Annotated in this window: 18 protein-coding genes and 3 pseudogenes; 12 read left to right on the top strand and 9 right to left on the bottom strand. The window is 71.2% G+C overall.

What is annotated here, in order from left to right:
• The first annotated feature begins 419 nt into the window (after positions 1 to 419).
• From ACZ42A_RS23680 to ACZ42A_RS23655, 6 genes and pseudogenes are all read left to right on the top strand, one after another.
• Positions 420 to 1,532, top strand: coding sequence for a DNA alkylation repair protein (locus tag ACZ42A_RS23680; protein WP_468529246.1), 1,113 nt, complete (start codon positions 420 to 422; stop codon positions 1,530 to 1,532).
• A gap of 165 nt (positions 1,533 to 1,697) precedes the next feature.
• A complete protein-coding gene (locus ACZ42A_RS23675; protein ID WP_468529245.1) occupies positions 1,698 to 2,498 on the top strand; it encodes a helix-turn-helix transcriptional regulator in 801 nt (266 codons plus the stop codon).
• A 422-nt stretch (positions 2,499 to 2,920) separates the two neighbouring features.
• A pseudogene (locus ACZ42A_RS23670) lies at positions 2,921 to 3,928 on the top strand (aldo/keto reductase); the annotation flags it as partial.
• Positions 3,929 to 4,000: 72 nt separating this feature from the next.
• Positions 4,001 to 4,999, top strand: a pseudogene (locus ACZ42A_RS23665) (aldo/keto reductase family protein).
• Between the two features lie 58 nt (positions 5,000 to 5,057).
• Positions 5,058 to 5,907 (top strand): annotated as a pseudogene (locus ACZ42A_RS23660) (aldo/keto reductase).
• A 274-nt stretch (positions 5,908 to 6,181) separates the two neighbouring features.
• Positions 6,182 to 6,724 carry a hypothetical protein gene (locus tag ACZ42A_RS23655; protein WP_468529244.1) on the top strand — a complete coding sequence of 181 codons (543 nt, stop codon included), beginning with the start codon at positions 6,182 to 6,184 and terminating at the stop codon, positions 6,722 to 6,724.
• Between the two features lie 96 nt (positions 6,725 to 6,820).
• Here the strand turns inward: ACZ42A_RS23655 and ACZ42A_RS23650 are convergent, their stop codons facing one another.
• The 3 genes from ACZ42A_RS23650 to ACZ42A_RS23640 all read right to left on the bottom strand — a co-directional run bounded on the left by ACZ42A_RS23650 (position 6,821) and on the right by ACZ42A_RS23640 (position 8,795).
• Positions 6,821 to 7,537 (bottom strand): cation efflux transmembrane domain-containing protein, encoded by a 717-nt coding sequence (locus ACZ42A_RS23650; protein ID WP_468529243.1) that lies wholly within the window; start codon positions 7,535 to 7,537, stop codon positions 6,821 to 6,823.
• A complete protein-coding gene (locus ACZ42A_RS23645) occupies positions 7,537 to 7,872 on the bottom strand; it encodes an ArsR/SmtB family transcription factor (RefSeq protein WP_468529242.1) in 336 nt (111 codons plus the stop codon). The genes ACZ42A_RS23650 and ACZ42A_RS23645 overlap by 1 nt, the downstream gene beginning before the upstream one ends.
• 401 nt (positions 7,873 to 8,273) lie before the next feature.
• Positions 8,274 to 8,795 (bottom strand): hypothetical protein, encoded by a 522-nt coding sequence (locus ACZ42A_RS23640; protein ID WP_468529241.1) that lies wholly within the window; start codon positions 8,793 to 8,795, stop codon positions 8,274 to 8,276.
• A 62-nt stretch (positions 8,796 to 8,857) separates the two neighbouring features.
• Here ACZ42A_RS23640 and ACZ42A_RS23635 point away from each other — a divergent pair, with 62 nt between their 5' ends.
• Together ACZ42A_RS23635 and ACZ42A_RS23630 are read left to right on the top strand one after the other, a co-directional pair.
• Positions 8,858 to 11,551 carry a tetratricopeptide repeat protein gene (locus ACZ42A_RS23635; protein WP_468529240.1) on the top strand — a complete coding sequence of 898 codons (2,694 nt, stop codon included), beginning with the start codon at positions 8,858 to 8,860 and terminating at the stop codon, positions 11,549 to 11,551.
• Between the two features lie 408 nt (positions 11,552 to 11,959).
• Positions 11,960 to 13,423 (top strand): serine/threonine-protein kinase, encoded by a 1,464-nt coding sequence (locus ACZ42A_RS23630; protein WP_468529239.1) that lies wholly within the window; start codon positions 11,960 to 11,962, stop codon positions 13,421 to 13,423.
• Positions 13,424 to 13,531: 108 nt separating this feature from the next.
• On the opposite strand, the gene ACZ42A_RS23625 is transcribed toward ACZ42A_RS23630, so the two are convergent.
• On the bottom strand, positions 13,532 to 14,503 hold the full coding sequence (locus tag ACZ42A_RS23625) for a LysR family transcriptional regulator (RefSeq protein WP_468529238.1): 972 nt from the start codon (positions 14,501 to 14,503) through the stop codon (positions 13,532 to 13,534).
• A 95-nt stretch (positions 14,504 to 14,598) separates the two neighbouring features.
• On the opposite strand from ACZ42A_RS23625, the gene ACZ42A_RS23620 reads away from it, so the two are divergent.
• Positions 14,599 to 15,756, top strand: coding sequence for a nuclear transport factor 2 family protein (locus ACZ42A_RS23620; RefSeq protein ID WP_468529237.1), 1,158 nt, complete (start codon positions 14,599 to 14,601; stop codon positions 15,754 to 15,756).
• Positions 15,757 to 15,947: 191 nt separating this feature from the next.
• Complete coding sequence (locus tag ACZ42A_RS23615; RefSeq protein ID WP_468529236.1) at positions 15,948 to 17,585, top strand: hypothetical protein; 1,638 nt, start codon at positions 15,948 to 15,950, stop codon at positions 17,583 to 17,585.
• A 130-nt stretch (positions 17,586 to 17,715) separates the two neighbouring features.
• Here the strand turns inward: ACZ42A_RS23615 and ACZ42A_RS23610 are convergent, their stop codons facing one another.
• The 5 genes from ACZ42A_RS23610 to ACZ42A_RS23590 form a co-directional block, all read right to left on the bottom strand.
• Complete coding sequence (locus ACZ42A_RS23610; RefSeq protein ID WP_468529235.1) at positions 17,716 to 17,940, bottom strand: DUF5133 domain-containing protein; 225 nt, start codon at positions 17,938 to 17,940, stop codon at positions 17,716 to 17,718.
• Between the two features lie 332 nt (positions 17,941 to 18,272).
• Positions 18,273 to 18,476 (bottom strand): cold-shock protein, encoded by a 204-nt coding sequence (locus tag ACZ42A_RS23605; protein WP_468529234.1) that lies wholly within the window; start codon positions 18,474 to 18,476, stop codon positions 18,273 to 18,275.
• Positions 18,477 to 18,769: 293 nt separating this feature from the next.
• Positions 18,770 to 19,645: an ABC transporter ATP-binding protein gene (locus ACZ42A_RS23600; RefSeq protein ID WP_468529233.1), complete on the bottom strand. Its 876-nt coding sequence runs from the start codon at positions 19,643 to 19,645 to the stop codon at positions 18,770 to 18,772.
• Positions 19,642 to 20,733: a FecCD family ABC transporter permease gene (locus ACZ42A_RS23595; protein WP_468529232.1), complete on the bottom strand. Its 1,092-nt coding sequence runs from the start codon at positions 20,731 to 20,733 to the stop codon at positions 19,642 to 19,644. Before ACZ42A_RS23595 ends, ACZ42A_RS23600 begins: the two co-directional genes overlap by 4 nt.
• The gene (locus tag ACZ42A_RS23590; RefSeq protein ID WP_468529231.1) at positions 20,730 to 21,806 is read right to left on the bottom strand and encodes a FecCD family ABC transporter permease; all 1,077 of its coding nucleotides are present in this window, start codon (positions 21,804 to 21,806) and stop codon (positions 20,730 to 20,732) included. Before ACZ42A_RS23590 ends, ACZ42A_RS23595 begins: the two co-directional genes overlap by 4 nt.
• Before the next feature lie 120 nt (positions 21,807 to 21,926).
• Here ACZ42A_RS23590 and ACZ42A_RS23585 point away from each other — a divergent pair, with 120 nt between their 5' ends.
• Both ACZ42A_RS23585 and ACZ42A_RS23580 read left to right on the top strand, forming a co-directional pair.
• Positions 21,927 to 23,624 (top strand): ABC transporter ATP-binding protein, encoded by a 1,698-nt coding sequence (locus ACZ42A_RS23585; protein WP_468529230.1) that lies wholly within the window; start codon positions 21,927 to 21,929, stop codon positions 23,622 to 23,624.
• On the top strand, positions 23,621 to 25,450 hold the full coding sequence (locus ACZ42A_RS23580; protein ID WP_468529229.1) for an ABC transporter ATP-binding protein: 1,830 nt from the start codon (positions 23,621 to 23,623) through the stop codon (positions 25,448 to 25,450). The genes ACZ42A_RS23585 and ACZ42A_RS23580 overlap by 4 nt, the downstream gene beginning before the upstream one ends.
• The last annotated feature ends 11 nt before the right edge of the window (positions 25,451 to 25,461 follow it).

Raw genomic sequence — 25,461 nt, 5'->3', positions numbered from 1 at the left:
GGCCTGTGCGGCGGTGGGGGCTTCTGCCAGTCCCCCCCCACAGCCGGGACTCCCAGGTCACCGCCGCTTCCCGTTGCATGGTCAGTGCCCCCAAGCACACTGAACCAAAGGATCACAATGAAGATCGCTGTTCTGGGAACAGGCATGGCGGCTGGACGGCGATCATGGTCGCCTCCTTGGCGGTCACGCTCGCCGGCCTGGTCTTCTGGGCCGTCACCTGCCGGAGCCGCCTCGTGGACGCCAGGCCTCTGGAGGACCGCCCCGTGCCGCACGTCGAAGAATCGAAAGCATCGCGCTGAAGAGCGTTTTGTCCTTGCGGGGAGGGTGTGAGTCGCCCGTTCATGCCACCATCGACCGCGACAGCGTCGACTGGCAGCTCACCACCGCGCTGAACCACCTCATGTGACGGAAGAGACCGCATGCCATCCGCCGACGAGCTCATCGGCCGCCACACCGTTGAGAGCCTCCTGCACGCCATTCAGACCGCTGCTCCGGACGCCGAGCTCGGGTCACTGCGCGCAGCGCCACGGCAGATCGCCCCGCTGTCCCTCAGGGAACGCGCCGACCTGCTGCGGGACGCTCTGCTCACGGACCTGCCCGGCGACTACGCCGCTCTCGCCCGGACCGTACGCTCCGCCCGGGACCACGCCCCGCACTTCACCGGATGGCTGATCTGGCCGGTCACCAGTGCTCTCGCCACCCGCGCGGTCCAGGAAGGCAGCGCCGCCTCTTTCGACGATGCGATGGCGCTGCTCGCCGACCTCACCGGGCGTCTCACCTCGGAGTTCGCCATCAGGACACTGCTGCGGCACGACCTCGACCGGGCCCTCGGCATCATCGGCGACTGGACCGGCTCGGCCGACGCCGACGTGCGCAGGCTCGCCTCAGAAGGCACTCGCCCCTACCTTCCCTGGTCGGTGCGAGTGCCGGACCTCATGGCTCGCCCCGGAGCAACCGTGCCCATCCTGGACGCCCTCTATCGGGACGAGAGCGAACACGTACGCCGCTCGGTCGCCAACCATCTCAACGACCTCAGCCGTGACCACCCCGACCTCGTCATCGGCACAGCCCGCCGCTGGCTGGACGACCCCGACGCGGCCACTGAGCGGCTCGTGCGCCACGGGCTGCGCACGCTCGTCAAGCGTGGCCACCCCGGAGCGCTGGCACTGCTGGGCTTCGCTCCCGCGATGCTGGAGGTCGACGGACCTCATCTGGAGAGGAACACCGTTCCCTTCGGCGGCAGCCTCCGTTTCACCGCCTCGATCCGCAACACCGGTGACGCCCAGGCGCGGCTCACGATCGACTACATCGTGCACCACCGCAAGGCCAACGGCGGCCAGAACGGCAAGACCTTCAAACTCACCACCCGCACGCTCGCGCCGGGCGAACGGATCCAGGTGACGCGAGAGCACTCGTTCCGGCCGATCACGACCCGCCGCTACTACCCCGGAGAGCACGCGATCTCCCTGCAGATCAACGGAGTCGAGTCAGCCCGCGCCGGCTTCGAACTGGCCGACGCGGACACACCTTGACCGGTTCCGGCACGTACTGCGGGAGTCCCTGCCGTGAGGGGTACTGACAGGGACTCCCACCGGCCATCCTGTCTCCCTGCGCTGGAATCATGGACAACCGGGCCGAAGTCCGCATTCCTGAAGTCCCGCCGCGACAAGATCACGCCTGAGCAGGCGGGTCTGCCGGTGTACGGGCAGCGTCGGGTGCCCGGGCTGCGCCGCGGCGAGGTCGCGATGCTGGCCGGAGTGAGCGTCGAGTACTACACGCGTCTGGAACGCGGCAACCTCGGCGGGGTCTCCGACAGCGTCCTGGACGCGCTCGCCCAGACCCTGCGGCTCGACGACACCGAGCGCGATCACCTGCACGCCCTGGCCCGCGCGGCCACCGCCGGGCCGACCCGCGTCCGGCGCCGGCCCAAGAAGGCCACCGTGCGGCCCAGCGTGCTGCGCATCATCGAGGGCCTGCACGACCAGCCGGCGTACGTACGCAACAACTGCATGGACATCCTGGCGGCCAATCCGCTCGCCCGCGCCCTGCACTGCCAGGCCTTCGAGCATGAGCCGGTCAACCCCTGCCGATTCGTCTTCCTCGACCCTCGGGCGACCCGGTTCTACCGGGACTGGGAGCGCGTGGCCCACGACGGAGTGGGGGTGCTGCGCGTGGAGGCCGCCAAGAATCCCTACGACCGCGAGCTGCAAAACCTGATCGGTGAGCTGTCCACCCGCAGTGACGCCTTCCGCACCCTGTGGGGCGCGCACGACGTGCACGTCTACACCGAGGGAACCAAGCGGTTCCGGCATCCGGTGGTGGGCGATCTGGAACTGGTCCACGAGAGTCTTGACCTGCCCGGCGACCCGGGTCTGTCCATCACCGTCTACAACGCCGATCCCGGTACGCCCTCCGCCGACGCGTTGCAACTCCCCGCCAGCTGGGCAGCCACCCAGAACCAGGCCAAGGCCACCGCCCAGTCCGACGCCGAGCGTTGACACCAGGTCCGGGCCCTTCTCCGGGCTTCCGCCCCAGCGACGCCGCTCGCGTCGCCATCGCCGCCCACAACGCGTGACGCGGCCGGCGGCTCATGCCTTCGTCAGTGCTCACGCACGGCCCCGGCTCGAGGGGGTCCCTGCCATTACCCCTCACAAGCGTGACTGTCTGCGGGGCGCGGCCGCTGGTTTCGTGGACTTCGGCAGGCCCGATGGGCTCTGCCGCGCCTCCCATCGGCGCGCGTGCCGCCCGCCGGACGCCTCCCGGTGGCTGGGGCACGGGCTGCCCCTTTTCAGCGCAACTTCCGCACGGCGCGGGACAAGCGCAGGGCTGACACCGGCAAGGAAGCTCCCGCGGTCCCCGCCCGACACCCAGCCCTGACATGCGTACTCGACGCATACGTACTCGACCCTTGGAGACCATCATGGAACGCCGTCTGCTCGGCCGGACCGGCCTCTCCGTCAGCAAGATGTGCCTCGGCGCGATGATGTTCGGCCCGTGGGGCAACCCCGACCACGATGAGGCCACCCGGATCATCCATCGCGCCCTGGACGCCGGCATCACCTTCATCGACACCGCCGACGTCTACTCCCAGGGCGAGTCCGAGGAGATCGTCGGACAGGCGATCAAGAGCCGCCGGGACGACATCGTCCTGGCCACCAAGTTCCACCACCCGATGGGCGACGACCCCAACCAGCGCGGCAACTCCCGGCGCTGGATCATGCGCGCCGTCGAGGACTCGCTACGCCGGCTGGGAACCGACTACATCGACCTCTACCAGGTGCACCGGCCCTCCCCCGACACCGACATCGAAGAGACCCTGAGCGCCCTGTCGGACCTGGTCCGCCAGGGGAAGGTCCGCTACCTCGGATCCTCCACCTTCCCCGGCAGCCAGATCGTCGAGGCCCAGTGGGCCGCCCACGACCGGCACCTGGAGCGGTTCGTGTGCGAGCAGGCGCCGTACTCCATGCTCGTGCGGGGCATCGAGGCCGACGTGCTGCCCACCGCCGCCCGGCACGGCATGGGAGTGATCACCTACAGCCCGCTCGCAGGCGGCTGGCTCTCCGGCCGCTGGCGCCAGGACACCGGCCTGCCTACCCCCTCCCCGGCCCGGCAGCGGCTGGCCGACCGCTTCGACATGTCCCTGCCGGTCAACCAGCGCAAGCTGGAGGCGACCGAAGCCCTCGCCCAAGTGGCCGAGGACAACGGGATGACGCTGATCGAGATGGCCATCGCGTTCGCCCTCAACCATCCCACGGTCACCTCGGCCATCATCGGCCCGCGCACCCTGGCCCACCTGGACACGCAACTGCCCGCGGCCGACGTGGTCCTGGACCCGACGGTCCTGGACCGCATCGACGAGATCGTCACCCCCGGCACGGTCATCAACCCGGCCGACACCAGCTTCATCAACCCCGCCCTGGAGCCGGCGGCCGCCGACGCTGACCGGACACCCGTAAGCCATCAACCATCGACCATCACCCATCAACCGAAAAGAGCGATCATGCGGTACCGCAAACTCGGCAGCTCGGACCTGGAGGTCTCCGAGATCTCCCTCGGTTCCTGGCTGACCTACGCCGGCGGCATCGAGGCCGACGCGACCCGCGCCTGCACCGAGGCAGCGTTCGACGCGGGCATCAACTTCTTCGACACCGCCAACGTCTACGGGCAGGGAGCCGCCGAGATGGCCTGGGGCGAGGTCCTCTCCGCTCACCCCCGCGACTCCTACATCCTGGCCACCAAGGTCTACTTCCCGATGTCGGACGACCCGGCCGACCAGGGCCTGTCCCCCGCTTAGATCGCCAAGCAGATCGACGCCTCCCTCACCCGCCTGAAGACCGACTACGTCGACCTGTACCAGGCGCACCGCTTCGACCCCACCGTGCCGATCGAGGACACCATCGAGGCGTTCCGGAAGGTCGTCGAGCAGGGCAAGGCCCGCTACCTCGGATTCAGCGAGTGGACCCCCGAGCAGATCCAGGCCGCGATCGACAGCGCCGGCCCCGAGCTGTTCGTCTCCTCCCAGCCGCAATACTCAATGCTGTGGCAGGCCCCCGAGGCCGAGGTCTTCGGCCTGTGCGCGGCCAACGGCATCTCGCAGATCGTCTGGTCGCCGCTGGCCCAGGGCGTCCTGACCGGGAAGTACAAGCCCGGGCAGCCGGTCCCCGAGGGCAGCCGGTTCGCCTCCGCCGACATGGCGGTCTCGAAGGACCTCGTCTACAACGACGCCACTCTGGAGGCGGTCCAGCGTCTCGTCCCCATCGCCGAGGAGGCCGGGATGAGCATGTCCACCCTGGCGCTCGCCTGGATCCTGCGCCGCGGCGAGGTCGCCTCCGCGATCACCGGAGCTTCCCGCCCCGAACAGGTCCACGCCAACGCCGCCGCCTCCGGCGTGAAGCTCTCCGACGACCTGCTGACCGCGATCGACCAGGCCCTCGGCGACGTCCCCGTCACCGAACCCACCCTCGCCCCCGCCGCCCAGCCCGGGATCAGGCACCGCTGACCGCGCCCACGATCAGCACAGCCGACAGAAGCAGAAAGCCCAGCTCATGACCGCACAGATCCCCCAGGTCACCCTGAACAACGGTGTGCAGATGCCGATCCTCGGCTTCGGCGTGTACGCGATCGCACCCGAGCACACCGAACAGGCCGTCACCGACGCACTGGCCGCCGGGTACCGCCACATCGACACCGCCGCCGGCTACGAGAACGAGGAAGCCGTCGGCCGCGCCATCGCCAAGAGCGGCATCCCCCGCGACGAGCTGTTCATCACCACCAAGCTGTGGGTCCAGGACGCCGGCGAGGACAGCGCCAAGCGCGCGTTCGAGAGGTCCCTGCGCCGACTCGGCCTCGACCACCTCGACCTGTATCTCATCCACCAGCCGTTCGGGGACTACTACGGCGCTTGGCGGGCCATGCAGGACCTCAACCGCCAGGGCGCCGCCCGTGCCATCGGGGTCTCGAACTTCCACCCAGACCGGCTCGTCGATCTGATCGACCACAACGAGATCACCCCCGCGGTCAACCAGATCGAGACCCACCCGTACTTCCAGCGCACGGCCGACCAGGAGCTCATGCGCAAGCGCGGCGTGCAGATCGAATCCTGGGGGCCTCTCGCCCCAGGGCCGGGACGATCTGTTCACCAACCCGGTACTGAGCGAGATCGCCACCGGGCACGGCAAGACCGTCGCCCAGGTGGTCCTGCGCTGGCTCGTCCAGCGCGGCATCGCGGTCATCCCCAAGTCCGTCCGCCCCGAGCGTATGGCCGAGAACATCGACGTCTTCGACTTCCAGCTCACCGAGGCCGAGATGACCCGCATCGCCACGCTCGACACCGGCGCCAGCAGCATCTTCGATCACCGTGACCCCGAGTCCGTCGGCTGGCTGGGCAATGTACGTTTCGACACCTGACGCCGTGCCGCGCAAGTGATCCCCGAGGTCGACTGGGACCAGCTGCGCGCCGTGGAGAAGGGCCGGTGCTCGCCTTTCGCGAGGCGGGCCTGGGGCATGCTGCTCCGGTACCGGCCTTCGGGCGGGGCAGCAGCTCAAGCAGCTCGCTTTCCGGGCTGCCCGAAGGCCGTTCAGCACCCCTTACCGAGTCGTGATCGTCGCGCAGGGAGCGCCTTTGCGTGACAAACGGCGAGTTGGGCGGGCGGTTCGGCTGTGATGGATCGAAGCTGAAGGTGTGAGCATCAGCAGCAAGCGTCCGGTAAGCGTTGATCAGGTCTTTGCGGCGTTGGTTGCTCTGGGGGCTGCGCCGGTGGCGGATCCGGAGGTGCGGCCCGAGGGGCTGCGGGAAGGGGACCGTCTGCATCTGCTGGGCCGCTTGCTCGCGAAGGTCGAGCTGGAGATCACCGCCGCGACGCGTCTGCCCGCAGAGGATGAGATCGAGGACGTCCTCGGCACGCTGCTCGGCTGGTCGGAACAGGTAGGCCCTGACCCCGGCCTTGCGGCCAGCGTCCTGACGAACAGGTTGCAGCGCACTGCCCTGCAGGTCTCGGAGCCCGAGACGGAGGAACCGACACCAGGCCGAGAGGCATCCTTCGCCGCCGCGATGACGGCGGTGTATGCGCTCAGCGCCCACCTGCACGCGCAACGTGGTGATGCGGAGGGAACTCGACGGGCTCTGGGCGGGGCGGAGGAAGCCGTGATTGACACCCTGCAGGGCATGCATGACCTGCGTGTGGTTATCGGTGACGTGACCGGGCGGGAGGACGAAGGGGGCTGATCCGCTCAGTCGGCCGCGTTTGGCACGGCCGATAGATCATGTACGGAGCAGACGACCATGTCCCCGTCGAATCGCCGTGTCGCCGACCACCGGTGGTCAGCTGCAACAGTTGCAGCCGGGGCGGCAACCGCAGGTGTCGGCCTGGGAGCCAACGGCTGGTGTCGCTGCCGTGGTCGTGGGGACCGCGCAGCAGCCCTTGCCCTGCCAGGCGTCTCGGCCCTCCTTGACGGCAACGGCAGCGATGATGAGGGCGGCGATCGGGTCGGCCCACGACCAGCCGACGGTGGCGTTGAGGACCAGGCCGACCAGGAGCACGGCCGACAGGTAGGTGCACAGCAACGTCTGCTTGGAGTCAGCGACCACGCTCGCGGAGCCGAGTTCGCGGCCGGCGCGACGCTGGGCGGCGGACAGGACCGGCATGACCGCCAGGGAGAGGGCGGCGAGGACGATGCCGGGGATGGAGCGTTCGGCCTCGCCGGTTCCGGTCAGCGCGCGAACGGCGTCGACGGCGATGTAGGTGGCGAGGGCGAAGAACGAGATCGCGATGATCCGCAGGGTGTGCTGCTCGCGCGCCTCCCGTACGGCGTGGTCGGCTGCGGAGAACTGCCAGGCGACCGCGGCGGCGGAGGAGACTTCGATGATGGAGTCGAGCCCGAAGCCGATCAGGGCGGTGGAGGAGGCGATCGTGCCGGCGGTGATCGCGACGATCGCCTCGACGACGTTGTAGGCGATGGTCGCGGCGACCAGCAGCCGTATCCGCCGGGTGAGCGTGTCGCGGCGGGTGGGGCTCGGCCCGAGGGATATCGCGGTCATCAACAGCACCCCTTGATGTCGGCGTCGGGGCAGGTGCGGTCGGTCTCCACGGCGACCACGGCGGTGCGCAGGTCGTCCAGTGCGTGTCCGAGGCGGTCGTCGGCGAGTTCGTAGCGGGTGCGGCGCCCGTCCGGCACGGCGACGACCAGGCCGCAGTCGCGCAGGCAGGCCAGGTGGTTCGACAGCCGGGTCCGGGAGACGCCGATCATCTCGGCGAGGTCCGACGGGTAGGCGGGTGCCTTCCGCAGGGCCAGCAGCAGCTGGCAGCGAATGGGATCTGCGAGAGCGCGGCCGAAGCGGGCGAGCACTTCGACTTCGGGGGCGATGGTCAGCACCCTCTGAGAGTACAAAGGAACCTGAATTCATGAAAGCGTGAATCATCGACTTCCTGGTCAACGCGGAGACGGGAGGTCCTCTCGGGATGCGCGGGAGCGACGTAGTGCATGGCGGTCTTCTCGCCGACACGGCGTACCGGTCGGGATCGAGACCGCTCCAGTCGCGTTCGACGTTGAACAGCGCCGGCTGTCCGGCTCGCCACGGTCCTGTGAGCGCCGCCCGCGACGCCGGCCTTGCTCGTCGGCGCGCTGGGCGCCAGTTCGGCGGCGGTGACCAAGCGGTTCCTGGCCCCGATGGCGGTAGCCGGGGTGTGGACGCGTGCCGGGCCCGCGAGTTCGGGATCGAAGTGGGCGGTGCCTGGTGGTGGGGTCGGTTGCGGGAACTCTCGGAACGGGTGGGACTATCCGTCGAGGTACCGGTGTCTGCTGTCGGCCGGTGAGATGAAGAGTTGACCGTCGCGGACCTGCCACTCAGTCGTCCCATCGACTTCATGGCTGGCAAGGAACAGACCCTGGACGAGGTCTCCGTCGTCGTCGGAAGCGGGGATCCGAGCGATCTCTCTGATCTGGTCGACGAACCAGTCCAGGGCCGACTCACGGATGTCGGCGCCGTAGAAGATGTAGTGGGTCCAGTTGACGTGCCGGCGGGGTGAGCCCCATCCGTTGGTGTACTGACGGTCTTCGTGGGACGAGATGATCTCTTGGACGGCGACCAGTTGGGTCTCGTCGCACTCCAGCCATCCTCTGATCGACACGTAAACGCCCATTGGCGTGTCCTCTCTCTTGCAGTCGGTTCTGCCGTGACCGCCTTCGGCTGACGTGACGTCGGCCGCGTAGCCGCCCCCAGTCTCCGTCCTTCTCGTGCCGGCGGATCGGTTTCCCGCACCTGCCAAGATCCACCCGGAGCCGATACGATCGAGCACCGGCGAGACTCGGGGGAGGCCGCGTGTCGGGACAAGTCGTTGCACGGCGTAACACCTTGCTGGTGGCCGCTGCGACCGGTGTGGTCGCCGGACTGGGACTCACCGGCGACATCATCTTCGACGTCTTCGAAGGCCGCACCGCCTGGGCTGTCTGCGGCGGCGCGGCCCTGATCGCGGCCGGCCTGGGCGCGTACGGGACACTCGGAGCCCACCGCGCCGAGGAGTCGGCGCCTGCCCAGGAGGCGGCGCCCCAGGCGCTGCCGCCCCGCGAACTTCCCCTCAGGGAAACGCTGGCGGGCGACACCACTGCCCTGGATGGACTGCTCGCCTTTCTCCGAGACGTGCCCGCGCCCGGCAATCGCACGCTCCCGTCGAGCGGCGCCGAGAGCCAGTCGAAGCTCGTCGTCGTCCACGGTCAGCCCGGCGTGGGCAAGACGGCCCTGGCGCTCAACGCCGCGCACGAGGTGAAGGACGCCTACCCGGACGGCCAGATCTACCTCGACCTGCACGGTGACAAGGCGACTCCGAGAAGCAGCGCGGACGCTCTCGGCCACATGCTCCGCAGTCTGCATGTGGCGCGGGAGGACATGCCGGACTCCGTCGACGACCGGGCGGCGATGTTCCGGACGCTCACCGCCGACCAGAGACTGCTCGTCCTCCTGGACAACGCGCACAGTACGGACCAGATCGAGCCTCTGTTGCCCACCGGTGCCGGGTGCTCGGTACTGATCACCTCCCGGCGGGCGCTCTCCCTCAACAGCGTCACCCAGCGGGAGCCCGTCCCGGTACATCTGCCGGACGACCGCAACGCACTCGCCGTCCTCTCCCACTACGCGGGGCAGGAACGCGTTGCCGCCGAGATGGCGGCGGCCATGGACATCGTCCGCTTCTGCGGCAACCTCCCGCTGGCCCTGCGGCTGGTCGGCTGCAAGCTGAGGCAGCGCTCCGGTCCCAGTCTCGCCCGCATGCGCTCGCTCCTGGAGGACGAGAGAAGCCGTCTGGACCACCTGAAGTTCGAGAACCGCAGCCTGACCGCCTGCCTCATGTTCAGCTTCCAGGGCCTCACCCCGACCACTCGCTCCTCCTTCGCTCTGCTGGCCTCCCTGCCCGCAGGCCGGTTGACGGACTGGCACTTCGTCCGGCTGGCGGCCACCCGCGGGGCCGGCCTCGCGGCTGGCGACGAACTGGTCGACATCGCGATGATGGAGACGCTGGACGGGGAGGGGGGCGGCGACTCCGAAAGCAGCTACCGCATTCACGACCTGATCCGTGTCTTCGCCGCCCGCCAGTACGAGGAGCTGCCGCCGGAGGAACGGAACGCTCTGGAGGAACGCCTGGTCCGGGCCTACCGGGACGCCGTTGTCCACTGGGCGGCCCAGCGCGCCCCGGAACTGCGCGCCGAGGTCGATCCCGAGCGCGTGCCGGACCTCCGTGACTCTCCGACGCCGGCCGCAGAGTGGGTCGCCGAAGAGCAGGACCGTCTCCTCTGGGCGATCGACCGTGCGCGAAACCTCGGGCTGAACACGGTGGCGGCGGAGATCGGGGAGGCGTTGTCGTACTTCTTCGACGACATCGCTCTGGCCCCGAACTCCGCCGACTGGCTCTTCAACGCTCCCGGGGAGACGCGGTCGCGGGTGCTGGCCAGTCTCCGCAGGGCGCGGGCGAGGGCCGCCCTGGCCGAAGGCAACCCGGACAGGGTGCTTTCGCTCCTGGCCGCGGACAGCGACGACGCGGTGGAGAGCTCCGAGGACCGGGCCGCATCGGCTCGGGACGCGATGGTCGTCGCCCGGGCGCACTCCGTGAAGGGCGACTACCGCACTGCCCTCGACCGCATGACGAGCGCGGTGGACCGGCTCCGCGCGGCTGGCGACTCCTGGCACACCCTCGGTTCCCTCGAACTGCTGGGCGAGCTGCAGCGCTGGCGCGGCAGACCGGAGTTGGCCGAGCGGAGCCAGCGGGAGGCTTTGCGCATCGCCGAAGAGGCAGGCGACCTGAGGGCTCGGGCACGTGTGCGGCGCACCTTGGCCGAGACACTGGGCTATCTGCGCCGCCCGGCGGAGGCGGCCCCGCTGCTCGAGTCGGCCAGGGACGACTTCAGGCTCCTCGGCGACCGCCGCTGGGAAGGCGCCACCGAGTACGCTCTCGGCAAGATCTACCGGCTCCTCGGAGAGCGCCGGAAGGCACTCGACTGCTACAGCAGGGCGGAGGGCATCTTCGGCCCGATGGGCGAGCGGCTGTGGGTCGGCCGGGTGTACAACGCCCGCATCCGCGTCCTCGCCGGCATGGGGCAGCTCGATGACGCCGCCGCCACCGCCCGCGAGGCGATCGCGTTGTTCGAGCAGCTCGGCAACGAGATGTGGGTGGCGCACACCCAGCGGGACGTCGGCTGGCTGCATCTGCGTGCCGGACGTCCCCAGGACGCCGAGGCACCGCTCACTCACGCCGTGGAAGCCTGCGCCGCAGCCGGAGATGCCTACGCGGGCGCCATGGCACGTCACCTGCGCGGCGTGGCCTACCGTGAACTCGGCCGGTACCCGGAGGCCCATGCCGACTTCGAGGCCGCGCTTGAGGTCTACAGGGCCGGTTCGTACGAATGGAACGAGGCAGCGGTCGCCCACGACGTGATCCGCACGCTCCGAGCGGAAGGCCGCGCCGAGGAGGCCGACGTCATGGAACGGGACATCTCCGCCGCCAACCCGATCTTCGACCGTATGCACGGCCGGGACGGGGCGGTCGCGGTGCCGGACGAGGACTGAACCAGCCGGAGATTGACCTGCTGGTCTTACCGCGCGGCCATGGCGCGTGGGCCGGCCGTATGCGGTGCGCCCGTTCGCGGACATACGGCTGCGGAGCCGACGCAAGTCCGGTCACAGGTAGGGGGATTCGGCCCGCCGCTCTATACTCCCTGTGCTCTACCGGTGGGCCGGACGTGTAGACACGGGGGAAGCATGGCGGAGGCTGCGGACACGTCACTCGCGATGGACGTCCTGGCGGTGGTCGGCCCAGCGCTGGTGCTGCGAGCAGCAACGATCCCTCTGCTGACGCGTGCTCAGCGCGCCGTGCGAAGGCAGGCATCGGCGGACCCGTCCACGCCGCCACGGACTGTGCCGGCAGCGGCCGCGGGAGAGCTGGCCCTGGGAGTCACAGGCGGTATCGGCCTGTGGATGCTGATGAATCTGGACTCCTTCCATCGGCATCACTTCCTGCTGCACCCGGTCGTCCTGGACGATGGGACCTTCCTGTCGGAGTACTACAACTTGTCCCTGGCGATGGCGTGGACCCTGTACGTCGTCACCGTCGTCCTGGCAGCGGTGGGCTGGCCGCTGCTCTGGTTCCGGACGCAGCGCACCCTGCTGACCACCGGTGTGTCCGCGAGGTCGTGGACCTCGTCACGCGAGGGGCGGTTCCGGCTGGGTGGCCTCGTGGCTCTCCGAGGCGCACTGGGACTCTTCCTGCCGGCAGGTCTGGTGCTGGCGGCCGTCGCGTGCCAGGTCGTCGCGTACCTGGTGAGCCGGAAGTACGAGACCGGGGCCGGGGTTCCGGCGGACGGCGCTCCAGCCCCTGTCGCGCAGGCCGTCGCCGACGTGCCGACGGCGGGGCCCGGGTCCGCGACTCCCGCCCCGCATGTCGGTCCGCTCGCCCAGACTCCGCAGCCGGCCCAGCCCGACTCGTATGCGCCGACCCGGCCCGACACGGTCGCCGGCGGCGTGCCACCCATCGCCCACCGGCAACTGCGCCTGGGCGAGCCGCGGACAATCGGCGGCTACCAACTGCTGGGCCGCATCGGCGCCGGCGGGATTGGCACGGTCTACCTCGCCCGGCGGGAGGGGGCGGCGACGCAGGTCGCGCTGAAGACCATCCATCCCGAACTCCTCGGCAACGCGGATCTGTTGCGCCGATTCCAGCGTGAGTCGGAGGTGCTGTCCATGGTCTCCGGCGCCTACACGGCCCGCGTCCTCGACTCCGGCGTCGACGCGGGACGGCCGTACCTGGTCATGGAGTTGCTGGACGGGCGGCCCCTCGACGTACATCTGAAGGAGCAGGGGCCGATTCGCGCCCCCGACGCGCTGCGAGCGCTGGCGCTCGCGCTGGCCGTGGCACTGGCGGGGGTTCACCGGCTTGGCCTGGTCCACCGCGACCTCAAGCCCGCCAACATCATGCTGACCACGGCCGGCCCGCGCCTGCTCGACTTCGGCATCGCGGATCTGGTCGACGGCACCAGGCTCACCCGCACCGGCGCCGGACCGGGGACCCTGACGTACATGGCGCCGGAACAGTTCGGGGAGGAACGCGTCGGTCCGGCCGCCGACGTGTGGGCCTGGGCCTGCTGCGTGGTCTGCGCCGCGCACGGCACCAGCCCGTTCGCCGCGACCGGTCCCGGCGCGGTGATCCGCCGGATCGTGGACACCGGCCCCGAGCCGGCCGCGCTGGCGGCGGTGCACGCCCTCGCCCCGGAGCTCGCGGCCGCGGTCGAACAGGCACTCACCACCGACCCGGCGGGCCGCCCGGCGGACGGCGCGGCCCTGGTGGACCTGCTCACGTCCCAGGGACGCCCGCGTCACGAGCCGGCACAGCCGGACGCCGTCCGCGAGGAGATCACCCGGGGCTGGCGCACCCTGACCCTCTGACGGCCCCGCATCACGCGAGTGGCCTCCGGAGTAGCCTCCGTACTCGGTACTCGAAGACCCGCCCCTTCGCCATGACGACGGTGCGGTCGGCCACTCCTGCGTGCCGGCTCACGAGTCCGTGATGCCGTTGTGAAGCGCCGGCGCAGCGGGGTGGGCATCCGTATCGGTCGGCCGGTGAGCGGCGTGGGCCGGACGAACCGAGGCGAAGGCCGTCGCGAGCTGGTCGACCAGGGGCGCTGCGCAGGGGTGGGGGTCGCGACGTGGTGTGATCGTGTGGATGCCGCGGGTCGGGGGATCGACGAGGCCCACTGTGGTGACGTCGGTTCGCAGTGCGCGCGTCAGCACCCCGGGTATCAGCGCGATGGCGTGGCCGGTTGCGACCAGGGCCAGCTTGCCGGGCAGATCGGCCGCGGTGAGGTCGATGCGGGCGCTGACTCCGGCGCGGGCGGCGTGCTGGCGCAGGAGCACCGCCGAGCCGTCGTTGTCCTCGACCCAGGTCTGGTCGGCCAACGTCCGCATGTGCACCGGCCCGCGCCCGACCTGTGGATGGTCCACGGGCAGGGCGACGACCATGTCGTCCAGCCCGAGGAACCGGCGTTCGACCCGCGGATCATGGGGCAGCCCTGGCGGTGCGTCGGTGACGACGGCGATGTCGAGATCGCCGGCGATCACACGGTGGTGCAGTTCGGCGCTCAGGCCGGGGAGCAGGCTCCACCGGGTGGATCCGACCTCCTTCAGCACGGCCCGGATGGCCTCGGGGACGATCCCTGCGGCAAGAGAGGGTGTCGCGCCGACGGTCAGCGGCCGGTTGAACGCCCCGTCGCCGGCCTCGCGGGCCGCGCGAACGGCCCGGTCGGCCTCGTTGAGCGTGGCCAGAGCGTGGTGCCGGAACACCTCGCCGGCAGGCGTCGGACGGACACCGCGCGCATGGCGCTCCACCAGAGGCACGCCAAGCTGCCGCTCCAGCCCGGCGATCTGCCGGGAGACGGCCGACTGCGTGTGATGGAGCTCCGCGGCCGCAGCCGACAGCGACCCGAGCCGGCACACGGTCACGAAGGTTCGCCACACCGTCAGATCCATGGCGCCAGTATGCCCATCCGGTATGCGAGTTCCGCAGGGCTGTCCTGCGAAATCTGCGCTTGTCGCAGTCATCGCGCTGCACCACTCTGGCGTGCATGACCACACCGCACACGATCGCCGTCCTCGGCCTGGGGCGCATGGGCGACGCGATCGCGACACGACTGGCCGCCCAGGGCTGGGACGTCGTCGGCTGGACACGCTCCGGGCGCACGTCAGGCGCCGTCCCAACGACCGGCGATCCGAACGACGCCGTGGCGAAGGCCGATCTCGTGCTCCTGGCGTTGTTCGACGGCCCGGCCTGCCGGCAGGTCCTGGACGACGTCCGTGACGCGCTGCGAACGGACGCGATCGTGCTGAACACCAGCACCATCGCCCCCGCCGAAGCGTCGGAGCTGGCCCGGCGACTCGGCCCGTCCTACGTCCACGCGCCCGTGCTCGGCTCTGTACCCGCTGTCGCCGCCGGCGCCCTGCAGATTCTCGCCGCCGCCGACCAGGACGCGCTTGATCGAGTCCGCCCGGTTCTGGAGTCTCTGGGCACCGTGCGGCGTGTTGATGACGCCTCCACCGCCGCCGCGCTCAAGCTGATCGCCAACCACAGCCTCGTCGGCGCCGTACTCGCGCTGCGCGACTCACTACGGCAAGCCGACGCCCTCGACTTGCCTCGTGAACAAGTGCTGGACGTCCTCGAACTCGGCCAGCTCGGCGGGCTCGTGGCCCGCAAACGCTCCTTCCTCGCCGAGCAGCCGGGCGCTGTCACGGGCGACTTCACCATCGGTGCGCTGGCCAAGGACATGGCTCTGCTGGCCGCCGCGTCCGGCACTCCCTTGCGCAGCGCGGCCGGCCTGGCCGACACCCCTGCCGCCCCTGAGGCCGACATCGCCGTTGCCGCCACGGTCCCCGCCGTGGAGGACGCCGTACTCGAACCACTCCGCGCCTACATCCGCGGACACGCCACCGGCGACCCCACCCACTTCCGCGACGCGTTCCTGCCCACCGCTCACATCGAGGGGATCCGGGACGGCGTATTCGTCTCGTGGCGCCTGGACGAGTACTGCGCTCTCTTCCACGGCCGGCCGGCCCCGGACGAACCGACTCGCTCCCGCCGCATCGACGCCATCGACGTCCACGGCACCGTGGCGACCGCCACCATGACGCTCTACCACGGGCCGGACACGTTCACCGACGTCTTCCTGATCGTCCACGCCGACGACGGCTGGCGCATCGCCAACAAGGCTTATCACCGGCACCCTTGAGAGGGCGTCCCGGTCAGTCACGCGATCACGCGCAGCCGTCGTGATCGGCCTCGATCCAGTCGCCAGGGCGCGCCAGGCCGAAACGTCCGTTCGCCAGGGGGTTGACCGGTCATCATTCCCCATGACGGGAACTGCCCAGGGCAACGGATCAAGCAACGCTGGGAGGGCGCAACGTGGTGGTGGATGCCGGCATGCAGCAGGAGCGCGTCGCGGGGCGGGTGTGGACGGTGCGCCTGGACCCCTACGGCCGTCCCTCCGCCGGAACGGTCAGGGTCTCCTGCTCCCGACCGACCTGCCCCGAGCAGCGCTTTCCCGGCGGCGCCGCTGCGGGGCGCAAGGCCGCGGTCGAGCACGTCAACCTGCACCTGGCCCGCATCCGCGCGGGCGGCGGACCGTGCGGCGAGGCGTGGTGCGCCTGCCGCGCCGCCGACTGCGCGTGGCACACCTCCGATCCTGACCCCGTCGCCAGAGCGCGCGGCGGGGCGCGGCCGGCGGCTGGGTCGGTGCGGTGCGGCGGTCCGGTGGTCCTGACGGTGTACGCGGACCGTGCCGGAAGGGTGTGGAGAATCGCGGAGATGTGCGCACGCTGCGCCGCCGCCACTCCCGACTGCCGTGTCCTGGACACCGCTCCACCCCCGGCTCGCACCGCTCCGGCCGGGTCGGACCAGGCGGCTGGGAAGCCGGCCGCGGACCGGGAAACCGCAGCCGGCACGGACAGGCATGGCGTGGCGGCGATGTTCTCCGACCACCGCCCCTCCCCCGCAGCCGAGGCCTCGTCTGCAGCGGCCGCAGCACCGGCGGCAGTCCCCCGTGCCCGCGCCGCCGCCACACCGGCAGGGACGTCCCGGCGAGCGAAGCGGTTCGGGAAGATCGCGCAGCGGATCGTGCCACACGACCTCGAGCCCGACGTCCTGCGGATGGAACTCATCGAGCTCGGTGACGCGTTCCGCGCCTACCAGCAGCGCCCCGAGCCCGACCTCGCCCTTCTCGCCGAGCTCCACGAGCGCAAGGCCCGCGCCTTCCGCTTGTGGGCCGACGTCAGCGGCGACAGCTCCCTGCGCCACGAGGCACAGCGCGCCGAGAAGGCCGCGCAGACCACCCGCGAGATGCACGCCAACCGCACCGGCCAACCCATCGGGGACACAGCGGGCGGCGACCAGCCGGTGGTGGAACGGCTGCTGACTCGGCAACAGGCCGTGCACGCCCGTGCCGTACTGGACTACGTGGCCGGCCACGCACCGCACCCGGAGGCCGAGGTGCGCCTGGCGGTACTCATGCTCACCCTGCGGGCCGCGCGCGCCGGCACCGGGAACGTCACTGGCCAGGACATCACCAGCTGGCTCCCAGGCGATGCCGAGCGAGTGCTGGAACGGCTGGTCGCGGCCGACTGGCTGCGCCTGCCCGGCACCGTCGCCGACTTGATGGCCTCCCGTTCCGAGGACCCCACCGCGGTCACCGTCCCCGCGTTGCTGCCCGACCAGCCCCGCCCGTTCACCTTCGGCAAGACCACCCGCGCGCGGATCTCCGGCTGGGCCCAGAAAGTCGTAGGCGACCGGAAGATCCGTAAGAAGAAGCTGGGCGCAGCCACCCGCCTCCTGGCCCTGCACACCGCTGCCCACACCCGCCCCGACGGCCGCCTCGGACACGCCGAAGACGGCGGCCTCCACCTGGACCAGGCCGCCGCATTCTGCGCCCTGCCACCCGACCAAGTCGCCGAGCACGCCGAACTGCTGATCACCGCCGACTGGCTCGCCGAAGCCGACACCGCCGGAGGAAAGCTGCGCGGACAGCTCACCGAGCGCGTCCTTCCGCTGGGAGGGCTGCTGTAAGCGCGCTGGGCCTGACCGGTGGCGCGCTCGTCGGCGATGCCGTGCCACCCGGCAGGTCCGGCGCGCGGAGCCGACACTCTCCCGTCCGGGCGCCTGGAGTCTTGCAGGCCCGCCGTGGTTTCGGGACGCTTCAGCCACGCAGAGGCTGCTCGCGTCTCATCGCATCGGCCAACTGCCGGCGGGCCACATACAGCGCCGCGTCCAACTGGCGGGTGCCCGTGACCACACACAGTGTGTATGCGACGTCCTCAAGCTGGCGTCTGGTCTGCGCACTGCCACCGGACGCCAAGCCCCGCCTCAGCGTCTCGCAGCGCTCGACGAGATCCCGCAGAAGTGAAGGATGCGCCCTCAACATGGCGGCCGCCTCCGTCCTCCCCCGTTCGGACTACCCATCCACGGTCGCAGCCGTCGGCGCCGGCCGCACCCGGAAGCCGAGCGGTCCGCCGAGTCACGCTTCCAGGAGGCGGCCGGGAGCCAGATTGCGCCTTTGTGAATCACCGGTTCGCCGCGCACCCGGCGCATGGGCACTGGGCGGCTGCACCGCTGGGAGAACGGTGCAGCCAGGCGGGCGGTCCCGCAGGCTGCGCCGACGCCGTCGAGGAACCGGGCCCCGCGCACCGCCCGTCCGGACGATCACCTGCGGGCGCATCCGGTTGCCGGCCGGCCGGCGCGAGCCTGTGTCATCGCTCAGGCCGGCGTGACGTTCTCGGCCTGCGGTCCCTTCGGCCCCTGCGTGACGTCGAAGCGGACCTTCTGGCCCTCCTGCAGCTCCCGGTAGCCGCCGCCGGCAATGGCCGAATAATGGACGAACACGTCAGGCCCGCCGCCGTCCTGCTCGATGAAGCCGAAGCCCTTTTCCGCGTTGAACCACTTCACCGTGCCGGTGGCCATGTCGGTCTCCCTCATCCATGATCGGGCGGCGCAGCACTGTGCCACGCGGCCGTAGGTTGGATCATCGTGGACCACTCGGGCGCTGGAAAGGAGAAACGCCCAAGGACGGTCCACGCGCGGTCGAGGACGCCGCCGAGTGGGTCGCCGGGGCGGGTGAGCCGTCGGCGTCCGTGTCGGTCTGTCAGGTGCTCGCTCGGCCGGTCACCGGACGGCAGGCTGGAGCTGTGTGCGCCGCGGAGCGGGCATTTCGGGTACGGCGAAGTCGCGGGCGGCGGTGAGCCTGGTGCTGAGCCTCAGTGGTGTCCCCCGGTGCTGTCGGCCAGTACGGTGGCGGGCGGATCGGCCACGTCATGGAGGGTGGGCCGCTTGGGGGCGGCGGGGACCATCAGAGGCGTGCCGGTCTCCGGGTCGTCGATGATCCGGCAGGGCAGTCCGAAGACGTCCTCGACCAGCTCGGCGGTCATGACGGCCGTCGGGGGTCCCTCGGCGGCGATCGTGCCACCCGGCCGCATGACGATGAGGTGAGTGGCGTACCGGCAAGCCTGGTTGAGGTCGTGGAGGACGGCGACGACGGTGTGTCCCCTGCGGGCGTGCAGGGCCGCGCACAGGTCCAGCACCTCGACCTGGTGGGCGATGTCCAGGTAGGTCGTGGGTTCGTCGAGCAGCAGGATCGAGGTCTGCTGCGCCAGCACCATGGAGAGCCAGACGCGCTGGCGCTGGCCGCCGGAGAGGTCGTCGACGGGACGGTCGGCGAGTTCCAGCACGCCGGTCTGGCGCATCGCCTCGGTCACGGCCGCCTCGTCCTCGGCGGACCACTGCTTGAGCAGTCGCTGGTGCGGGTAGCGGCCTCGGGCCACCAGGTCGCCGACCGTGATGCCGCCCGGCGCGGTGGACGACTGCGGGAGGAGGCCGAGCCGGCGCGCGACCTCGCGGGAGCGGTAGGAGGCGATGGCGGCGCCGTCCAGGTACACCTGTCCGGCTTGCGGTGTGAGCATCCGCGCCAGCGCCTTGAGCAGGGTCGACTTGCCGCAGGCGTTCGGTCCGATGATCACCGTGAAGGAGCGGTCGGGGATGTCGACACCGAGGTCCGTGGTGACGGTCCGCCGGTCGTAGGCGAGCGTCAGGTTCTCGGCCCGCAGCCGGGACGTCCGGGTGGTCTCTTCGGTCATGCGCGGCTCTTTCGCGACTCGGTGACGAGCAGCCAGATGAGGTACAGCCCGCCGATGGTGCCGGTCGCCGTGCCCACCGGGAGGAGGGCGGGGGCGAACAGGCGCTGTACGGCGAGGTCGCTCAGGATCAGCAGCACGGCTCCCATGAGCGCCGACGACATGAGGGCCGGGCCGGACGACCGGGTCAGCCTGCGGGCGAGTTGAGGGGCGGCGAGGGCGACGAACAGGATGGGGCCGGTCACCGCGGTGGCGAAGGCGGCGAGGGCGACGCTGGTGACGAGGAGGACGGCGCGGGTGCGTCGCACGTCGACGCCGAGGGCCATGGCGGTGTCGTCGCCCATCTCCACCATGGAGAGCCGCCGGGCGAGGACGAAGGCGAGGGGAAGCAGGACCGCGACGGCGAGCAGGATGACGTACGCGTGGACCCACAGCCGATTGCCCAGGCTGCCCAGCAGCCACGACTGGGCCTCCAGGGCCTCCTGCCAGCTCGCCCGGGTGATCAGGTACGAGTTGACGGCGAGCAGCAGGGCACTGACGCCGATGCCGATGACGACGAGCCGGAATCCGTGCAGCCCCCGGCCCACCATGAGCAGGTACACGGTGGCGGCGGTGGCGAGGCCGCCGGCCAGTGCTCCGAGCGCGATCTGGGTCATGCTGCCGTTCAGGACGACGATGACCAGAAGAGCGCCGGTGGCGGACCCGTTGGTGAAGCCGATGATGTCGGGGCTGCCCAGCGAGTTGCCGGTCAGGCTCTGCAGGATCGCGCCGCTGACCGCGAGGGCGGCGCCGACGCACAGCGCGGTCAGCAGCCGGGGCATGCGCAGGGTGTTGACGATGAAGTCGGCGGCCTGGGAGCCCTGGCCGGTCAGCGCCTGGAGGACCTCGCCGACCGACAGAGCGAAGTCGCCGGTGGTGAGGGTGATGCCCATGACCACCACGAGGGAGACGAGCAGGACCGCCGTGACGGCCAGGGCGCGGCCCTGGACCCTGAGGGACAGAGATCGGGTGCGCAGCACCACGCCCGTGACGACTCGGGGATCAGTGGTGTCCGGGCCGGCGGCGGGCCCCGCGTCCCTGATGGCACTCACAGCATGACCAGCTTTCGGCGACGGCACAGCGCGATGAACAAGGGCGCGCCGAGGAACGCGGTGACGATGCCGACCTGGATCTCGCCCGGCGCGCCGAGCACGCGGCCCAGGACATCGGCTCCGATGAGCAGCACCGGCGCGAGCACCGTCGAGTAGGCCAGCACCCATCGTTGGTCGGCGCCGACCACGAACCGGGCGACGTGTGGGACGACCAGGCCCACGAAGCCGATGGGCCCGGCGGCGGCGGTGGCCGCGCCGCACAGCAGCATGACGGCGCCGGCGCCCAGGGCGCGGGTCCGGCCGACGTTCACGCCGAGGGCTCGTCCGACCTGGTCTCCCATGGCGAGGGCGTTCAGCGAGGGCGCGAGCGCCAGGGCGATGACCAGTCCCACCGCCACGAAGGGCAGGACGATGAGGACGATGTCCATGGTGCGGCCCGCCAGGGCGCCCACCGTCCAGAAGCGGAACTGGTCGAAGGCCCGGGGTTTGAGCAGCAGCACGGCCGAGTTGAAGGCGAACAGCACCGCGGTGACGGCCGCTCCCGCGACGACGAGCCGGTCCGGCGTGGCCACCTTCCGCCCGGAGGAGCCGAGGACGTAGACGACGGCGGAGGCGATGGCGGCGCCCGCGAAGGCGAACCACACGTAGCCGAGCGCCGTGCCGATCCCCAGGAAGCCCATGGCGAGGACGACGCCGGTGGAGGCGCCCAGGCTCACGCCGAGCAGTCCCGGGTCGGCGAGCGGGTTGCGCGTCAGGGCCTGCATCAGGGCGCCGGACAGGCCGAGCGCCATGCCCACGAGAAGTCCGAGGAGCGTGCGCGGGATCCGGTACTCGTGGACGATGACCGAGGTCTCCGACCCGTCGGGCCGCCACAGCACGTCCCAGGTGGAGCCGAACGGGATGCCTCTGGTGCCGACCCAGACTCCGAGCAGCCCGACCAGAAGCAGGGCCGCCAATGCCAGGAGCAGTCCCAGGCCCCGCAGTGCGGACGCCGTCCAGCGTGCTCGGGGCGCGTTCCTGGCCGGTTCTTTCCTCTCCGGCGCCGCCGTCTGGCTCTCGACCGACAAAGACAACCCCCTGGCCCCTGGCGGCAGTTCGCGTGTCCGGAAGAAGATGTGAGACGCGGCCGGCAGCTGCGACTTAGGTGAGGCTAACCGCACACGGATACCGGGTCAACGTACGAGAGGCAGTGCATGCTCGACGGACCACCGACGGGGGGCCGCGTCCTCCGCGCAGTGATCAGGGGCCAGCGTCGCCGGATCGCCACGGCGTCGTTGCTGGGGATGGCGCATCAGGGCTGCGAGGCCCTGGTGCCCGTCCTGATCGGCGTGATCATCGACGAGGCGGTGGCCACCGGTTCCTCGGCCGCCCTCCTGCGCCGGTTGCTGGTCCTCGCGGTTCTCTTCTTCGTCCTGTCGACCTGCTACCGGACGGCCGCCAGAATCACCGACGGGGCGGGCGAGCACGCCGCGCACCGAATCCGGCTCGATCTGGGTGCCAGAGTGCTCGATCCCCGGGGCGGTGCGGACCGCGGACGGCTGCCCGGCGAACTGACCGCCGTCGCCACCGGCGACGCCGCCCGGGTGGGTGCGGTCGCGGCGGCCGTGCCGTACGCGATGTCGGCGCTCGCCGGACTCACCGTCAGCGCCGTGGCGCTGCTCCGGGTCTCCGTGCCGCTCGGCCTGCTCGTGCTGCTCGGCGTGCCGCCCCTGCTGTGGCTCGGCCACCGGATCAGCCGCCCGCTGGAGCAGCGCAGCGAAGTGGAACAGGAGCGAGCCGCCCAGGCCTCCGGTGTCGCCGCCGACCTCGTCGCCGGCCTGCGCGTACTGAAGGGCATGGGGGCGGAGCGGGCAGCCGTGGCCCGCTACCGGCTCACCAGCCGGGAGTCGCTGGACGCCGCGCTGCGCGCCGCCCGCAGCAGGGCCTGGCACGACGGTGCCATCCTCGCGCTGACGGGCATCTTCATCGCGGTCATCGGTCTCGTGGGCGCGCATCTGGCGATCCGCGGATCCGTCAGTGTGGGCGACCTCGTCGCCGCCGTCGGCCTCGCCCAGTACCTGCTCGGCCCGTTCCAACTGCTCACCTACGTCAACGGCGAGCTGGCGCAGGGACGGGCGTCGGCCGGCCGGATCGCCGAGGTGCTCGGCTCCTCGCCCGCCGTGACGGCCGGGCCGGCCGATCTCCCACACCCGGTCGCGGGACGGCTCAGGCTCCACGGGGTCACCTACGGTGCCCTGCGCCATGTCGACCTGGACATCGCCCCGGGGACCGTGATCGGGATCGCCACGAAGGATCCGGCCGCTGCGAACGATCTGCTGCTCTGTCTGGGCCGTGAGGTCGACCCGGAGGAAGGCGTCGTCGAACTCGACGGGGTTCCGCTGACCGAACTGGACCCGGAGGCCGCCCGCCGGGCCGTCCTGGTCGCTCCCCACGACGCCGCCCTGTTCGAGAGCAGCCTGCTGGAGAACGTCCGGGCCGGAACCGACCGTTCCGCGAAGGCCGTCGAACGCGCCCTCGCCGCCGCGACGGCGGACGAGGTCGCGCGGGCGCTGCCGGACGGCGTCCACACCGTGCTCGCCGAACGCGGCCGGTCGCTGTCCGGCGGGCAGCGCCAGCGGGTCGCGCTCGCCCGGGCGCTGGCGGCCGATCCTCCCGTGCTGGTCGTCCACGACCCGACGACCGCCGTCGACTCGGTCACCGAGTCGCGGATCGCCGCACGGCTCAGGCAGCTGCGGCACGGCCGTACGACCGTCCTCGTGACCACGAGCCCCGCCCTGCTCGCCGGGACCGACCGGGTGGTGGTCCTGGAAGCGGGCACGGTGACCGCCGAGGGGTCCCACGCGGCGCTGATCGCCGGCGACGAGGCGTACCGCGCGGCGGTGCTGGCATGAGCGACCCCGACGTGAACCGGAACCCAGAGCGGAGCAGCATGAGCGAGCGTGCCCTCCTCCCCACCGCCACCGGAGCGCAGACCTTCGCCGCCCTCAGGGCACTTGTGCGCGGGCACCGGCTGCTGGCGGTCTCGTCGGTCACCGTGCTCGTCATCGGCACGGGCATCGGTCTGCTGACCGCCCCTCTGCTGGGCCGTATCGTCGACCTGGTCGTGGAACAGCGGGGTCCGGGCGCGCTGACCGTACCGACGGTGCTGCTGCTCGCCGTGGCCATGGCCCGCGGCGTCGCCACGGCGATCGGCACCTCCTTGGTCGCCCGCCTCGGCGAGACCGTTCTCGCGAACCTGCGCGAGCGGTTCGTCGCGCGGGCGCTGCGCCTGCCGCTGGAACGCGTCGAGCGGGCCGGCTCGGGCGACCTCACCTCCCGGGTGACCGGCGACGTCACCATCATCGGGAAGGCGGTGCGCCAGGCCCTGCCCGAGTTCGCCGGCGCGCTGCTCACCATCGCGCTGACCCTGGTCGGCCTGGCCGTCCTGGACTGGCGTTTCCTGCTCGCCGTGCTGCTGGCCGTGCCCGTCCACGTCCTCACCGTCCGCTGGTACATCCCGCGTGCCAACCGGGTGTACGCCGAACACCGGGTGGCGTCCGGCGCGTTGCAGCACCAGCTTCTCGACAGTGTGGGCGGCGTCCGCACCGTGCGCGCCTTCCGCCTGAACGGCAGCCACGCGGACCTGCTGGAACAGCGGTCCGGGGACGCCCGCGACCTCGCGCTGCGCGGCTTCCGACTGATCTCGGGCTTCTTCTCCCGGCTCAACGCGGCCGAGTTCATCGGCCTGACCGCCGTCCTGGTGACGGGCTTCCTGTTGGTGGACAACCGTTCGGTGAGCATCGGTACGGCGACCGCGGCCGCGCTGTACTTCCACAGCCTCTTCAATCCGGTCAACGCGGCGCTGTTCCTCATCGACGAGGCGCAGTCGGCGGGTGCGAGCCTCGCCCGCCTGGTGGGCGTCGCCGATCTGCCCACCGAGGCCGAGTCCCCGGCGGGAGGGCGGGCCGTACCGGTGGACGGTTCGATCAAGGTCTCCGCGCTCGGCCACGAGTACGTCGACGGCCACCCGGTTCTGACGGACGTCGACCTGGAGGTGCGCAGCGGGGAGCGGGTGGCGCTGGTCGGGGCCAGCGGAGCCGGCAAGACCACTCTGGCCAAGCTCGTCGCGGGCGTCCACCAGCCGCGCGGCGGATCCATATCCCTCGGCGGGGTGGACACCCGGGAACTGGGCCCCGCGGGGGTACGGCGCATGGTCACGCTGATCAGCCAGGAGGTGCACGTCTTCGCCGGCCCGCTCGCCGAGGACCTGCGGCTGGCCCGCCCGGAGGCCACGGACGAGGATCTGCGGGCGGCGCTGGCCCGCGTGGGTGCCCTGGACTGGGTCGAGGCGCTGCCCGACGGGCCGGCCACGGTGGTCGGCGAGGGCGGGCACCGGCTCACGGTGACGCAGGCCCAGCACCTGGCCCTGGCCCGCCTCGTCCTCGCCGATCCGCCGATCGCCCTGCTGGACGAGGCCACCGCCGACGCCGGCAGCGCGGGCGCCCGCGTGCTGGAGACCGCCGCCCTGCGGGCCCTGGAGGGCCGTACGGGTCTGATGGTGGCGCACCGGCTCCCCCAGGCCGCCACCGCGGACCGTGTCGTCGTCCTCGACCAGGGCCGCGTCGTCGAGACGGGCACGCACGACGAACTCGTCGCGGCGGGCGGCCACTACGCCGCGCTGTGGGCGGCCTGGTCGGACAGCCGCCGAACAGGTCCGGGTTCCCCGGACGAACCTTAGGGGTGTCGGCG

It is taken from the genome of Streptomyces sp. NPDC030838 (assembly GCF_055572035.1).
Note: the sequence above shows the minus strand (reverse complement) of the source record. Positions and strands in the feature narration are given on the sequence as shown.